The sequence below is a fragment of the Nevskia soli DSM 19509 genome, assembly GCF_000711955.1.
GTDB classification, from domain to species: Bacteria; Pseudomonadota; Gammaproteobacteria; order Nevskiales; family Nevskiaceae; genus Nevskia; species Nevskia soli.
Genome location: NZ_KL543999.1, coordinates 66,749 through 80,750, shown reverse-complemented (window position 1 = coordinate 80,750; position 14,002 = coordinate 66,749). Strand labels below are relative to the sequence as shown.

11 protein-coding genes are annotated in these 14,002 nt (G+C 66.5%); all 11 read right to left on the bottom strand.

Annotation, left to right across the window (positions count from 1 at the left end; all coding sequences use genetic code 11):
- Positions 1–2: 2 nt before the first annotated feature.
- The 11 genes from BP26_RS0124605 to BP26_RS0124555 all read right to left on the bottom strand — a co-directional run bounded on the left by BP26_RS0124605 (position 3) and on the right by BP26_RS0124555 (position 13,973).
- Entirely contained in the window at positions 3–1,505 is a 1,503-nt protein-coding gene (locus tag BP26_RS0124605; protein ID WP_029923203.1) for an aldehyde dehydrogenase family protein, read from the bottom strand.
- A gap of 123 nt (positions 1,506–1,628) precedes the next feature.
- Positions 1,629–3,005, bottom strand: coding sequence for a DUF1329 domain-containing protein (locus BP26_RS0124600; protein WP_084183425.1), 1,377 nt, complete (start codon positions 3,003–3,005; stop codon positions 1,629–1,631).
- Positions 3,006–3,360: 355 nt separating this feature from the next.
- The gene (locus tag BP26_RS0124595; protein ID WP_029923201.1) at positions 3,361–3,846 is read right to left on the bottom strand and encodes a DUF2505 domain-containing protein; all 486 of its coding nucleotides are present in this window, start codon (positions 3,844–3,846) and stop codon (positions 3,361–3,363) included.
- 95 nt (positions 3,847–3,941) lie between these two features.
- Entirely contained in the window at positions 3,942–5,354 is a 1,413-nt protein-coding gene (locus BP26_RS0124590) for an amidohydrolase family protein (protein ID WP_036517974.1), read from the bottom strand.
- Positions 5,348–6,712, bottom strand: coding sequence for a CoA transferase (locus tag BP26_RS0124585; protein ID WP_051749444.1), 1,365 nt, complete (start codon positions 6,710–6,712; stop codon positions 5,348–5,350). Before BP26_RS0124585 ends, BP26_RS0124590 begins: the two co-directional genes overlap by 7 nt.
- Before the next feature lie 38 nt (positions 6,713–6,750).
- On the bottom strand, positions 6,751–8,271 hold the full coding sequence (locus tag BP26_RS0124580; RefSeq protein WP_029923198.1) for a class I adenylate-forming enzyme family protein: 1,521 nt from the start codon (positions 8,269–8,271) through the stop codon (positions 6,751–6,753).
- A 16-nt stretch (positions 8,272–8,287) separates the two neighbouring features.
- Positions 8,288–8,602 (bottom strand): hypothetical protein, encoded by a 315-nt coding sequence (locus tag BP26_RS0124575; protein ID WP_029923197.1) that lies wholly within the window; start codon positions 8,600–8,602, stop codon positions 8,288–8,290.
- A 39-nt stretch (positions 8,603–8,641) separates the two neighbouring features.
- On the bottom strand, positions 8,642–9,631 hold the full coding sequence (locus BP26_RS0124570; protein WP_029923196.1) for an alpha/beta hydrolase: 990 nt from the start codon (positions 9,629–9,631) through the stop codon (positions 8,642–8,644).
- An 85-nt stretch (positions 9,632–9,716) separates the two neighbouring features.
- Positions 9,717–10,883: a lipid-transfer protein gene (locus tag BP26_RS0124565; RefSeq protein WP_029923195.1), complete on the bottom strand. Its 1,167-nt coding sequence runs from the start codon at positions 10,881–10,883 to the stop codon at positions 9,717–9,719.
- 18 nt (positions 10,884–10,901) lie between these two features.
- Positions 10,902–11,342: a Zn-ribbon domain-containing OB-fold protein gene (locus BP26_RS0124560; protein WP_051749442.1), complete on the bottom strand. Its 441-nt coding sequence runs from the start codon at positions 11,340–11,342 to the stop codon at positions 10,902–10,904.
- Between the two features lie 93 nt (positions 11,343–11,435).
- Entirely contained in the window at positions 11,436–13,973 is a 2,538-nt protein-coding gene (locus tag BP26_RS0124555) for a CaiB/BaiF CoA transferase family protein (RefSeq protein ID WP_051749440.1), read from the bottom strand.
- Positions 13,974–14,002 lie beyond the last annotated feature (29 nt).

Below are 14,002 nucleotides of genomic sequence, written 5' to 3'. Positions count from 1 at the left end.
GTCTACTTCTTTGAAAAAAAGCTGCCTACCCTGATCATGCCGTTGATGGCCTTGACCAGGCCATCGGCCACGACGATCGGGCGGCCCAGCATCGAATTCGCCATCTTCCTGTACTTGTCGGTATACGGCGGGAAGAAGGCATTGGGGTTCTTGTCCAGCGGCGGCCCCTCCTCCACCACGGCGCGGGCGTTGGAGGTCTCGTTGAAGGTATACCAGCCGCCGAGCCGGCCGATACCGCTGGCGTTGACGCCGCCGAACGGCAGGCAGGGATTGGTGCCGGACTGGATCATGTTGTGGTTCACCACGGTACTGCCCGAGGTGGTGTGGCGCAGGTAGTACTCGATCTCCGTCCGGTCCTTGGCGTAGATGTACAGCGCCAGCGGCTTGGGCTTGCCGCGCACCGTGCGCAGCACGTCTTCGCGCTTACGGAACGGCACCACCGCGATCACCGGGCCGAAGATCTCGTCGTGCATGATCTTCATGTCGTCGCTCACATCGGTGATGACGGTCGGCGCGATGAAGCGTTCCTCGGCCTTGGTGTCGCCGCCGAAGGCGATGGTGGCGCCCTTGGCGCGGGCGTCCTCGATCAGGTCGCGGATGCGCTCGAAATGGCGCTGGTTGATGATGCGCGGGTACTCGGGCGACCGGTCGAAGCCCTTGCCGTCGGCGTTGTACATCGCCGTCATCGAACGCTTCAGCGCTTCGACGAAGGGCTGCTGCACCGACTCATGCACCAGCGCGTAATCCGGGGCGATGCAGACCTGGCCGGCGTTGCTGAGGCGGCCCCAGCTGATTTTGCGGGCGGCATCCTCGATGTCGGCGCTGGCGTCGACGATGGTCGGGTTCTTGCCGCCCATCTCCAGGGTGATGGAGGCGAAATATTCCGCCGCCGCGCGCATCACCAGCCGGCCGACCTGGTGGCCGCCGATGTAGAAGATATGGTTGAACGGCTGGGCCAGCAGCTCCTGCGCCACTTCGGGGCCGCCCTGCAGCACGGTGGCCTCGTCTTCCGGCAGGGCCGCGCGCACGATGTCGGCGATGACCTGGGCCGAGTGCGGCGCCAGTTCGGACGGCTTGATGATGACGCCGTTGCCGCCGGCGATGGCGCCCAGGGCCGGAACGAAGCTGATGGCATACGGCGCGTTCCAGGTGGCGAGATTCAGCACCACGCCCTTGGGTTCGTACTGGATATAGCTCTTCTTGCCCAGGGTCATCAGCGAGCCCTTCACCGGCTGCCGGCGCATCCACTGCGCCAGGTGCTTGATGATGAATTCGCATTCGGCCTTGACCATCAGCAGTTGCGCGTCGATGTCCGTATCGCACAGGCCCAGTTCCTTGCGCACGGCCTCATGGATCTTCGGGCGCGCCTCGAGGATGGCCGCGAGCAGCTTGCGGATCCTGGCGATGCGCTGTTCCGCCGTGGTCTCGACCAGCGCCGGGGCGCGGGCGGCGATGCGCTCGAATGCGGCGCGGACCACGCTGGATTCCCTCAGGACTGCATTCATGACGCACCTTTGTTGTTCAGAGACGGACAAGGGGCGCACGATCGGCAAAGCGAACCGCCAGCCGATCGTGCGCCCCCCGCCCCTGCCCCTTCTCCCTTCGGGAGAGGGGATTCCATCAATATTTCAATGTCCGCCGCGCGCCGCCGCGTCCGGCGTGAACAGCACCGGAGTGATATTGGTGCGGTTGATCTTCCACCACTTGTCGCCCTGCGCCTCGTTGACGAGGTAGCCGGCTTCGTAGGCATTCGCAGTAAGATCGTGGTACAGCGACACGCCGCGGTGCCAGGAGCTGGATTCCTGCGAATAGTGATAGTTGATCAGGGTGATGCGGTACAGCTGGCCGCGCGCATCGTAGTTGTCGGCCCACAGGGTCAACCAGCTGTCCTCATCGACGTAAAGGATGCGCTTGCTGTAGATGTGGCGCACGCCGGGCTTGAGGTTGCCCTCGATGACCCAGACGCGGTGCATCTCGTAGCGCTCGTAGTCCGGGTTGACGGTGTTGGGCTTGATCAGGTCGCTGTACTTGATGGAGGTGTCGTTGATCCTGAAGTTGTCGTACGGGACGTACAGCTCCTTCTTGCCGACCAGTTTCCAGGTGTAGCGCTCGGGCGAGCCGTTGAAGCCGTAGTCGTCGTCCACCGTACGCTGGCCGGCCGGCGGCACCGGGTAATCGAAGCCCACTTCAGGCGCCTCGCGCACGCGGCGGATGCCGGGCAGGTACTGCCAGGACTGGGTGGAATCGTTGTTGAAGTCGTTGGGCTGGTAGCCCACCGCGACGAAGCCCTTTTCACGCTGCGGCAGCATGTAGCCGGTGTAGAAGTAGGCGTTGATCTTGTCCTGGTAGGAGCCGCGCTTGTTCGGATCGTTGGCCGGCGCCAGCACCATGAAGTGCTGCTTGCCCCAGGCGATGGTGCCGTTGGCGTAGACGTCGGCGATGTCGACCACCGCGTCCTCGGTCCAGGCGCGGAACGGGTCGATGGTGTTCCACACCGCCTCGATGCCGCTGGCCGGGAACGGGAACGGGATGCTGCCGGCGGTGCCGGTGACGCCCTTGCCGTCATGGATCACTTCCGAAGTGACCGCGTTCTTCTTGGTGGTGTCGCAGACCCAGGCCGGATAGCCGAAATCGCGGTGGCTGGGATACACGTTCATGCGGAACGATTGCGGATACTTGGTCAGCATGGTCTTCATGCCCTCGGTCAGCTTGTCCGCGTACTGGGACATGTTCTGCGAGGTGATGGTCAGCGTGGGCTTCTCGTCGGCGAAGGGGCCGGGCTCGTAGCCCTCCTTGCCCTTGATGCCGGGCCAGGTGCCGACGAACTTTCCGGTGAAGGCCGCGGTGCCGGCGGGGCTGCCGGCCTTTTCGGCACCCATGCAGGTCAGCCTGGGGCCGTCGAGTTCCTTGGCCTTGTCGGCCGTGACCTTGGCGAACGCCGTCTGCAGGGGCAGGCCGATCCCGCCAACGAGCAACAACGACGCGGCGACTAACTTCATTTTCATTACGATTTCCTCAAAAGCACCGGGCACTGGTGGCGTGCATTGGGTTCCGATCTGCCGATGGCGGAGACGCCTGCGCGATCCTTGCTGCTGTCTTCGCATCCCGCCGCGCCGATCCTTTTCTCGTGCATTTGCACGGCGCGAGGGGAACTACACCGGCTACCTGAGCAATCACGACCGTCTGGGGAAAGCCCCCTTCAAGGCCGCTGGTCGGCATCCGCTTTTTACCGCTGTGGGAATGGTAGCGTGAGCCCCGGCAGGCGCCTCATCCAAACCGATTAGGGTTTTTGGCGATTTCACCGGGGAGTACGGAAAACAGGGCTTTCCGGGCCGCGCAAGACCCCTGTTTCGCGCTTTTTCAGCGATAGTCCTTGAGCATGCCAATGGCGATTGCGGTTTCCTCGGCGGAGCGCCGCTCCAGGTCGGAGACCACGAACTTTTCCAGCGCGCCGCCGACCAGGGGGATTTTGGCCTTGATGGTCCAGTCGTAGCTGACGATACATTCACCGCCCTGGTCCTTCAGTGCGGTAAGGCACGACATCTCGAGCGGCATGCCCTGGGGCTCGACCACCACCCGGCCGGTCTTGCTCTTGATGTTCCAGCGCTCCTCGTTGACCACGGTGGATTCTGCCGGAACGATCTTCTTCACCATGGCCGGCGCCTGCATCGGCACCTTGCGCTGGATCCTGATGCGGAAGTCCGCGCCAACCAGGGCATGGTCGAGCACCTGGTAGTTCTTCAGGCCCATGGCGTCGAGCTTGCCGGTGTGGAAAGCCTTGTCGGTGAACATCCTGATGACCACGTCCGACGGCGCCGGGTAACGCACCTGGCTTTTATGCTGCATGGACTTCCTCCTGGGCCTCTGTTCTGGTTATCGGTAGCGCAGCATGGCAAATCAGCGGGGAGCCCGCCTACTCTGCCAGGATTACAAAACAGGCTTCATCCGGCCCAGATCACCTGGCCGCCACGCAAGGTCAACCGCGGCCGTGCCGCGGCCAGGTCGAGACGGACGCTCTTCCAGCCGGCATCGAGCAGGCACAGGTCGGCGACGGCGCCGACTTCGACCCGGCCGGGCGCCTGCCCCGGGGTGTCCAGCGGCGAGGTGAACAGGGCCAGGGCCTGTTCGGGACTGAGGGCCTCGGCGGCACCCACGGAACGGCCGGCGGCGGAGCGGCGCGTCACGGCCGCCTGCATGGCCTGCCAGGGCTCGGCTTCGGCGAAGGGAGCATCGCTGCTGCCGGCGAGCGGCACGCCGGCATCGACGAAGGCCCTGAGCCGGTACAGCCAGGGTTGGTCGTCGGCTTCCACCGCTTCGAGGTAGCTGTCGCCGCGCTCGGCGACGAAGCCGGGCTGGCTGACCACGGTCAGGCCGAGTTCGCGGATTTCTTCGAGCAGCTCCGGCGGCGTCACCGAGGCATGCTCGATGCGGTCGCCGGCGCTTACGCCGGCTTCCCGCAGCGCTCCGAGGGTGTACACCAGTTCGGCGCGGGTGACGCAGTGGAAGGCGACATTGCGGGCGGCCTGGCGGGCCTGCCGGATGCCGGCACAGACCTGCTCGTAATCCGGCAGATGAGCCTCGTGCAGGTGGAATTTGCGCGGACCGATCCGCAGCGAGGATGCGACAGTATCCGATGCCGCCGGCTCCATGCCGAAATCATCCAGGCTGGCATCGCCCATCACCAGCAGCTCCTGCAGCAGTTCGCCGCGCTGCTGCGCCTGCCGCAGCCAGCGCACTTCCTCCGGCCCGTTGTTGGGACTGGCGTCGGTGAGTCCGGTCACGCCTCGGCTGGCCAGGTGGAGGCTGACCCCGGCCAGGTTCGGACGCTCGCGGCCCAGGCGTTGCCGCAGCCAGCGGTCATTGTCGTACAGGCGGCCGCTGAGTCTGCCGCCGATGCGCTCCAGCGGGTCGGCACCGGCCTCGTCGACACCCAGCACCTGCAGGGCCAGGGAGTTGAGCACCCACAGGCGGCCGCCCCGGTGCTGGATGCGTACCGGCCGGTTCGACAGGTGGCAGTCGATCCAGTCGCGGTCGATCTCCCCCGCTACCGACTCGTGGTAGCCGATGCCGCGCACCCAGCCGCAGCCTTCGCCTTGCGCCCCGAGCAAGGCAGCCAGTTGCGCGGCTGTATGCACCTGCGGCGGACCACAACGCAGCGAGGAGCGCGAGGCGGCCAGGGAGGCCAGGTGCAGATGATGATCGCGCAAGCCCGGCACCAGGGCGGCGCCATTCGCTTCGATCACCGTTTCATGGTCTTGCGCGAGCAGCTGCGGGGCGATGGCGGCAACACGTCCATTGGCGACGCGCAGGTCGACCACTACACTGAAATTGATTTCGGCCCGGCGGATCAGCATGCGATGCCCAGCCCGGCCAGTACTGCGGAAGTATCCGCACCCAGCGCGGATGCGTGGCCTGATGGAGGTCGCGTTCGCGGTTTGCTCACACCGCTTTCATGCGCCAGCGCCGTCCACTGCTGTTGCCGCTCGCGCAAGGCGCCCTCCGATCCAGGCAGATCGAAGGCGATGCAATGCGCCACCACCCCGCTCAACGCCAGGGACAGCAGCCGACCACCGCCGTTGATGTGACTGACCCAGGCCGCCAGCGCGGCATGCAGACCGGCAAGCGGATCGGCGATGGCATCACCGCAGATCAGGTGGTGCCCGGTCGCTCGATACATGAGATGGGACAGGCCAGCCGCCACGCCGGCATCGTCGCCGTACGCCACCCAGTTCTCCTGCGGCTCGCCGCGGCCATGGCCGCTGATGGCGATCCAGGTCAACCCCGGCGTATCGCGTACCAGGACTTCGGCATCGATGCCGAGCTGGCGCAGGCCGCGCGGGCGCGAGCCTTCGATGACGATGTCGGCGCCGGCGATCAGGGCGCGCAGCTGTCTTCGGCCGGACTCATCGCGCGGATCGACGGCTACGCATTTCTTGCCAGCGTTGAGCAGGTCGAAAAATCCCGGGTGCCCTGCCCGCGCACCATCCGGCCGCGCCGGACTTTCCACCTTGATCACCTCGGCGCCGAGCCTTTGCAACAGATGGCTGCATAGAGGGCCGGCCCACAGGGATGACAGATCGACCACGCGCAGGGCGCGGCGCTTGCTGGATTGCCGTGGCTTGCCTTCCACGCCCAGCGCAAACCAGCCTTTGGGTTTCGGGCCAGGAGCATCGTCAGCAGCTACTGCCAGGCCCAGCAGGCGCCCTTGCTCCACCAGCTCGTGCGAACGGCGTGCCGCGATCATTTGTGGCAAGGCATCAGGTGCGAGGGCGTCTTCCAGCTGCAACCACGCGGGCAGCACTTGACGGTCCTCGTCGCGCGCCAGGTTCAATGCGATCCAGCCATCCCCCGCCCGGTACAGGCGGCAGGCGCCGCCCGGCGACACCGCGCCGGCGCGGTGCAGGTCCATGATGGCGGCGCGTTCGCCCAGCAGGCGGGCACCGCTCAGGCCATCGAAGCTTCCTTCGGGCGCAAGGCTGGCCAGGGCGGCCAGCGCGCCGTCGGCGCAGGCAGCGAGCGGAACCGGGCACATCTGCGGGGGACCGTCGCTCAGGCCGGTCAGTTCCATCAGGCCGGAGGCAGCCCAGGCCATGGCGGGATGCTCGCGCGGAGCATAGAGCGTCGGTGACGGAATCAAGCCCAGCGAGCGCAGCAACCGTGCCGCGTAGGCGGCGGCGGTACTCTCGGATGAATCTTGGGCATCGGCGGGCATGCGGAAGCTTAGTCCTCCGCCACCCCCCCCGTCACCGCTCAAGCCGATACGGCGGGCTTGGCTTCGGCGAATTCCTGGCGGATGACCCGGCGCAGCACCTTGCCCAGCTCGTTATAGGGCAGCGCGTCGCGGAAGACGATGGCCTGCGGCACGCGGGAGGAACGCAGGCGCTGCTTCACCAGCTCCTGCAGTTCGGCGACGCTGGCCCTGGCGTTTTCCTTCAGCACCACCGCGGCGCCGACGCCCTCGCCCCATTGCTCGTCCGGCACCGCCACCACCGCCGCGTCGGCGACGGCCGGGTGGCTCAGCAGCACGTCTTCGATCTCTCCGGGAGAGATGTTCTCGCCGCCGCGGACGATGACATCGTCGGCGCGGCCTTCGAGGAACAGGAAACCTTCATCATCGAGATAGCCGCGATCGCGGGTGGAGAACCAGCCGTCGGCATCGAGCGCGCTGCCCAGGGACAGGTACTCGCCGGACACCTGGCCGCCGCGCACGAACACCAGCCCAGGCTGGTTGGCACCGAGCGGCTTGCCGTCTTCGTCGCGGATGACGATTTCCACGGCGCCGGTCGGGCGGCCGACCGAGGACAGGCGCTTGCGCACCAGCGGGTCTTCGCTGGCTGCCGCGGCGCGATGATCATCCGGGCCGAGCACGGCGACGGTGGAGCTGGTCTCGGTGAGACCATAGGCATTGGTGAAATCGACCTGCGGGAACAGGTTCATGGCGCGCTGGATCGCGCTCAGCGGCATCTTGCCGCCGCCATAGGCGATGGAACGCAGGGCCGGCAGGTTGGCGCCCTTCCCCTCCTCGCTCAGGTGATCGACGATGCGGCTGAGCATGGTCGGCACCAGGAAGGCATTGCTGACGTTCTCGCTGCGGCAGGCTTCGAGCCAGGTACGCGCGTCGAAGCCGTCGAGCTGCACCATGCGGCGGCAGGCGTAGGTGGAGCTGAGCGCCGAGGAAATGCCGGCGATGTGGTACGGCGGCACGGTGACGACGATGGCGTCGTCCTCTTCGGCCGCGGCGAACTCCACCGTGCCGACGATGTAGGACATCAGGTTCTCATGGCGCAGGATCGCCGCCTTGGGTTTGCCGGTGGTGCCGCTGGTGAACAGCTGCACCGCCACCGCGCGCGGATCGTCGCCCGGCTCGGGCAGACCTTCGGCGAGCGAATCCGGCAGGTTGAGGAACTCGGCGCGGTCGACCACCTGCACATCGGCACGCGGCTGCAGCAGCGCGCGATAGTCGCCGCTGGTGATGAGGTAAGCAGGCGCGACGCGCTCGACCAGCTCGTTGATCTCGGCCTTGGTCAGGCGGTAGTTGAGCGGCACATAGGGCACGCCGGCGTAGGCGGCGGCGAAGATCGCCACCGGCGCGGCCGGGGTATTCACGTCGAGCAGGGCCACATAGGCGGCCTTGCTGGCGCGGATGGCGCCGGCGGCGCGCTGTGCCGCCGCGCGCAACTCGGCGTAGCTCATGCGGGTGGCGCCGGAAACCACGGCGATGCGATCGCCGAACGCCTCGGCGGCCATGTCGAGGATGGTCGCGATATTCATAAGGTGATCAGGAGCCTCAATCCGACGACGGCAGCTGTTTGGCCTGCTTGATTTCCATGGCCACGCCATTCAGCACGACCGAACCCTTGCCGCCCTTGGTGCAGAGCAGTTCGACTTTCTCTTCCGCATCGACGTAACGCTTGCCGATCAGCGTGCCACCGGCCTGCGCCGGGTCGAGCTGGGCGCCTTCCGGGGCGGTGGCCGTGCCGGCCAGCATGTCGACGCCGCCGCAGCGGATGTCGTACTCACCCGCCGGTGCTTTCACCACCATCAGCTGTGTGTCGCAAACCGCGCTCTTCAGCTTCGCGCCGGCTTTCAGTGCTACTGCCATCTCCAGTCTCCAAACTCGGTGAATATCATGAACCGTATCTTATAAACCTTCCGCCACCTGCCGCGCCCAGACGCCGAGGCGTTTGAACAAGCCGGCGCGAGCCGGGAACAGGAAGTGACTGTGTCCCGTTTCCGGCAGGATGTGCAAGCTGAGGTCGCGGCTGTTGGTGAACGCCGCCGGAACCTTGTGCGGGGCCCCGGCGATATCGCGCTCGCCCAGGGCCAGGAACAGGGGTACCTCGATCTGCGCCGCTTCCGGCGCCACGTTGCCCGGCAGCATCGACATGAAAGCGGTCACCGGCAGCATCTTGTCGCGCGCCGCCTTGATCGCCTCGACCCCGCGCGCCTCGGCCGCTGCTCCGGCGAACAGGCTGTTCGACTGCGGCGAGGGCTTCACTTCCGGGTACGGCACCACGAAGGTGGCCTTGGCCAGGCGCACCAATTCGGTACCTCGCGGCTGCGTGTCGGCGGATAGCGCCTTGGCTTCGGGAATCAGGTATTCGGGCATGCCGCGCGTGCTGAAGCCCAGCAGCGCCAGGCCCGCGTGCGGACGGTGGGCCGCCTGCTGCAGCAGGGTCAGCATGGCGCCCATGGAATGGCCGACGCCGATGCTGAGCAGCCCCGGCAAGGGCGGCAGGCCGGCGAGCAGGGTACCGGCCCGCAGGCCGGCCAGCACCTGCTCCAGCGCATGCTGGTTGGCGTCGACCAGGACCTCCGGCGTCAGCAGGTAACCGTCCTCCGGCCGATCGCTCTCGCCCACGCCGAGGTGATCGATGGAGACGACGATGAAGCCGCGCTGCACCATCTGGCGGGCGAAACTGAAGCTCGCATCGTCCGCCGCATCGCCGCCGGGCATCAGGTCGAAGAAGCGCCGGTTCATGCCGCCGCCAGGGAGACAGACCAGCGCCACCGGTGCCGCGCCGAGGCTGGCACGGTCCGGCGCGCGCACTTCCACCGCGACGCGCAGTGTGCCGACGCCGGGCAGCGAGATGCCGGAATCCAGGCGCAGGGTGATGGCTTGATCGCTCACGCCGTCACCTTGCGCACCGTCTCGATACGCGCCGCTGCGCGGCGCTACTCGACACGAACGGTTGGGGCCGGATCAGGAGCAAGCCTCAAACCTTCTCGAAGATGGCGCCGGCCATGCCGGAGGACACCAGCACGTGCTCGACGTTCTTCACCTGATTGACGGCGGTGCCGCGCACCTGGCGTACGCCCTCGGCGATGCTGTTCATGCCGTGGATGTAGGCTTCGCCGATGAGGCCGCCGTGCGTGTTGACCGGCAGGATGCCGTCGATGTCGATCCCGCCGCTCTTGATGAAATCCTTGGCCTCGCCGCGCTTGCAGAAGCCGAAGCCTTCCATCTGCTTCAGCACCTGCGGGGTGAAGGCGTCGTAGATCATCGCCGCCTGCATGTCGGTCGGCTTCATGCCGGTCTGGGCGTAGAGGCGCTTCGCGGTGCCCTCGGCTTCCGGCATCATCGACAGGTCGGCGTGGTAGTAATTGGAAATCACTTCCACGTTGTAGGGAATCGATTGGCAGGCGCCGACGATCTTCACCGGCTTCTGCCTCAGATCCTTGGCGCGCTCCAGGCTGGTGATGACGATGGCGACGCCGCCGTCGCTCTCCTGGCAGCAGTCGAGCAGGCGCAGGATCGGCTCGACGATCCACTTCGAGCTCTGGTGCTCCTCCAGCGTGATCGGCTTGCCGTAGAACCAGGCAGCGGGATTGGTGGCGGCGTACTTGCGTTGCGCCACGGCGACGCGGCCGAGGTCTTCGTTGGTGACGCCGTACTGCTGCATGTAGCGCTGCGCCGCCAGGGACTCCCAGGTGGCCGGGGTCTGCGCGCCGAAGGGCATGCACCAGAGCAGCGAGCCGGTGCCGTTGCCGGCCTGCGGGCCGAGGTTCTGCGTATGCGGCTGGCCGAAGCGGTACTGCGAGCGCTCGTTCATCGCGCGCCACACCAGCACGGTGTTGCACAGGCCGGCGTTGACCAGGGCCATGGCCTGGTAGATGGTCGCCACCGCGGCGGCGCCGCCCCCCGGAATGCGCGCGGTATAGGCCAGGTCTTTCACGCCGAGGCAGCGGCACAGGCCGATCTCGTCGCTGTTGTCGATGGTGAAGGTGATCATGCCGTCGACTTCGGACGGATGGATGCCGGCGTCGTCCAGCGCCGCCTTGGAGCACTCGGCGGCAAGTTGCAGTTCGCTACGGCCGGAGGCCTTGGAGAATTCGGTGGCGCCGATGCCGGCGATGGCTGCTTCACGGAAGGTGCGTGCCATGATTGTTTTCCTTTTCGCTTATTTCGCACGCGGCCGGAACACCGGCACTTGATGGTTGCCCATGGTGGGCACGAAGAACACTTCCACCGGCATCCCCGCCTTCACGTCTTCCAGGGCGATGTCGTAGAGGTTGGAGACCAGGCGATAGCCTTCCTCCAGCTCGATGGTGGCGACGATCGGCGGTTCCTTGAATCCGAACGGCGCAGGGTGACGCGGCTGGATCCAGGTGTAGACGGTGCCGCGCCCGGACAGCTTCACTTCGTTGCGCTTGACGCTGTGGCAATGCGGGCACATCGGCCGCGGCGGGAAGCGCAGCTTGCCGCAGTCGGCGCAGGCCTCACCGACGAACTCACCCCTGTCGGCCGCATCCCAGAAGAACTTGGCATCGAGGGTGACGATGGGGGCCAGGCGGGTAGGCTTGGGCGGGGGATTCGGTGCTGACTCGGTCGGATCGGTCATGGCGGTTTCGTTGTCTGATTGGAAGTATCGAAAGGTGAAAGTGCGCCCCTCACCCCTGCCCCTCTCCCACAGGGAGAGGGGATGCGGTTTGATCTATTTCTTGACAGCTTCTTTTTCCAGCATGCTGGCCATGCCCTGCTTCGGCGCGGCCGGCTGTCCAGCCGGCGGACGCGGCGGCATGCGCGGCATGCCGACGAAGCCGATGGCGAACTGCTCTTCCAGGGCCTTCACCTTGTCTTCGGGGTAGCCCATGCCGGCAAGAATTTCCTTGGTGTGCTCGCCCACCAGCAGCGGCCGCCCCTGGATCACGCCCGGCGTTTCCGACAGGCTGAACAGCAGCCCGATCTGGTCGAGCTTGCCGACCACCGGATGCGGATAGGAGGTGACCCACTGCTGCTTCAGGAACTGCGGGTTCTCGTAGAGCTTGAGCGAGAAATCCTCGGAGACGATTTCCAGCGGCACGCCGGCGGCGTCGAGCCTGGCGAACCAGTCGGCGGCGGTGGCGGTCATGAAGCGCTCGGCGATGAGCTGGGCCAGAACCTCGTCGTTCTTCTTGCGCGCCTCCTCGGTGGCGAAGCGGGCGTCGGTGACCAGCTCCGGCAGGCCCAGCACGGTGAGCAGCTCATCCCAGTGCGCCTGGTTGAGCAGCAGCACGCAGAGCCAGCCCTGCTTGGTTTCATACAGGCGGTGGCCAGCGGAGTAGCCGTACTGCATACCGTCGATCTTCGGGCGCTCGAAGCCCTTGCCGTCGGGCGTGGCCACCGCGTAGGAGGTATTGAGCAGCGCGGCGTTGATGATGGAGGTGTCCACCATCTGGCCTTCGCCGGTGCGGTCGCGGTGATAGATGGCGTTGATCACCGCCACGGCGGAGAGGAAACCGTTGCCGGTGTCGCCGAAGGAGGTCAGGCTCCAGATCGGCTTGCCGCCGCGGTCCATGCCGCCGTCCTCGTACTGGATGCCGGACAGGCAGGCGCCGGTCTGGTCGTTGCCGGGCAGGCTGGCACGGACGCCGGTCTCGAAGCCGCGGGTGTGGCAGTAGATCAGCTTGGGGTTGATCTGCTTCAGGCTCTCGTAGTCGATCTTCAGGCGCTCCGCGGCGTCGTAGCGCATGTTGTGATGCACCACGTCGGCCGTCTTCACCAGCTCGAGGAAGATCTTCATCGCCTCGGGGTGCTTGAGGTTGAGGGTGATGCTCTTCTTGCCGCGGTTCGCCATGTAGGCGATGTGCACGCGGTGCCAGAACATGTCGAACAGGCCGTTGATCTTGATGACGTTGGCGCCCAGGTCCGACAGCAGCTGCGCGCCGAAGGGACCGGCGATGGCCAGGCCCAGGTCGAGCACGGTGATGCCTTCCAGCGGGCGCTTGATCTTCTTGCCGGTCGCGGCTGGCGCGGCAGCCGAGGCCGACTTCGCCTTCTCCGCCTCGGCCTTCACCTCGGCGGTGTGCTGCCCCACTTTCGGCGCGGGGCCGCCGATCTTGCCCGGCGTGGCGCTCATCTTGTACGCGGCACCGACGGCGCGGATCTTCCCCAGTTCGGGGTCGTTCATCTCGGTGACGCAGCCATCCGCCAGGAACAGCGGGTCGGCCAGCGAGGCTTCCACCGAGCGGATGTCCTGCATGGTCATCTCGGCGACGGCGGCGGCGTCCACCCATTCCTTGGCGGTGAACTTGGCGATGGCCTCGGCCAGGATCGGCTGGTAATGCGCCATCACCAGCAACTCTTCCGGCCCGGTGCCGAAGCGGTCCGGGTCGTTCTGCACGGTGAGGTTCGGCGTGGCGTTGATGTGCTCGCCTTCGGAGGCGGTGAGGATGAAGCGCGGGTTCGGCACCCAGTTCTGGATCCAGCGGCCGTCCTTGCACTGGAAGTGGCCCTTAGGGGAACGGCTGCCGAGGATCCAGCTGTCGAAGCCGTCGGCGTCGATGTTCTCGGCGCGCTGCCACACGCCGGCGGCGCCGGCCATGGCGCCCTGCAGCAGCGAGGCTTCGACCCACTGGCCGGTGCCGTTGATCTCACGCGCGCGCAGCGCGGCGCTGATGCCGACCGAGGCGCTGAAGAAGGCGCCGAGGCTGGGCCAGTGCGAGGCCGGAAACAGCGGACCGGGGCGCGGTGCGCCCTGCACCCACTCATAGGGAATTTCCAGGTCGGGGAACGGATCGGGCCGGCCCAGCAGGTGATTCATGGCGCCTTCCGGCCAGCCGCGCTGCTCCCAATGCAGGCCGGAGCGCGCCGCCACCAGGGCGTCGTAGGCCGGGCGGTCGGAGTTCTCGTTGTCGCGGCCGTAGCCGGTGATCGAGCAGTAGACCAGCCGCGGGTTGAGCTTGTGCAGGGTGTCGTAATCGATACCCAGTTTTTTGGTGACGCCCGGCGCGTAGCTTTCGATCAGCACGTCGGCGGTTTTCACCAGGGCCAGGAAGTTGTCCTTGTCGGCGGCGTTTTTCAGGTCGTACACCGCGCTGCGCTTGCCGCGGTTCCACACCTTGTAGCCGAGCTGGTTGCGGAACGGATCCCCGCCCGGCGGCTCGATCTTGGTGACCTGCGCGCCGTTGTCGGCCATCAGCATGGCCGTCATCGGGCCAGCAATGCCCCATGAAAGATCCAGAACCCGGAGCTTGTCGAGAACCGCTGCCATCGTCTCCTCCTGACCGCCATCTGATAGTT

What these genes read in the sequence shown, in the direction of transcription:
- BP26_RS0124575 (WP_029923197.1), bottom strand. Translation starts at nt 8,602, where the DNA reads ATGGCAGTAGCACTGAAAGCCGGCGCGAAGCTGAAGAGCGCGGTTTGC.
- BP26_RS0124580 (WP_029923198.1), bottom strand. Translation starts at nt 8,271, where the DNA reads ATGAATATCGCGACCATCCTCGACATGGCCGCCGAGGCGTTCGGCGAT.
- BP26_RS0124590 (WP_036517974.1), bottom strand. Translation starts at nt 5,354, where the DNA reads ATGCTGATCCGCCGGGCCGAAATCAATTTCAGTGTAGTGGTCGACCTG.
- BP26_RS0124565 (WP_029923195.1), bottom strand. Translation starts at nt 10,883, where the DNA reads ATGGCACGCACCTTCCGTGAAGCAGCCATCGCCGGCATCGGCGCCACC.
- BP26_RS0124560 (WP_051749442.1), bottom strand. Translation starts at nt 11,342, where the DNA reads ATGACCGATCCGACCGAGTCAGCACCGAATCCCCCGCCCAAGCCTACC.
- BP26_RS0124595 (WP_029923201.1), bottom strand. Translation starts at nt 3,846, where the DNA reads ATGCAGCATAAAAGCCAGGTGCGTTACCCGGCGCCGTCGGACGTGGTC.
- BP26_RS0124600 (WP_084183425.1), bottom strand. Translation starts at nt 3,005, where the DNA reads ATGAAAATGAAGTTAGTCGCCGCGTCGTTGTTGCTCGTTGGCGGGATC.
- BP26_RS0124605 (WP_029923203.1), bottom strand. Translation starts at nt 1,505, where the DNA reads ATGAATGCAGTCCTGAGGGAATCCAGCGTGGTCCGCGCCGCATTCGAG.
- BP26_RS0124585 (WP_051749444.1), bottom strand. Translation starts at nt 6,712, where the DNA reads ATGCCCGCCGATGCCCAAGATTCATCCGAGAGTACCGCCGCCGCCTAC.
- BP26_RS0124555 (WP_051749440.1), bottom strand. Translation starts at nt 13,973, where the DNA reads ATGGCAGCGGTTCTCGACAAGCTCCGGGTTCTGGATCTTTCATGGGGC.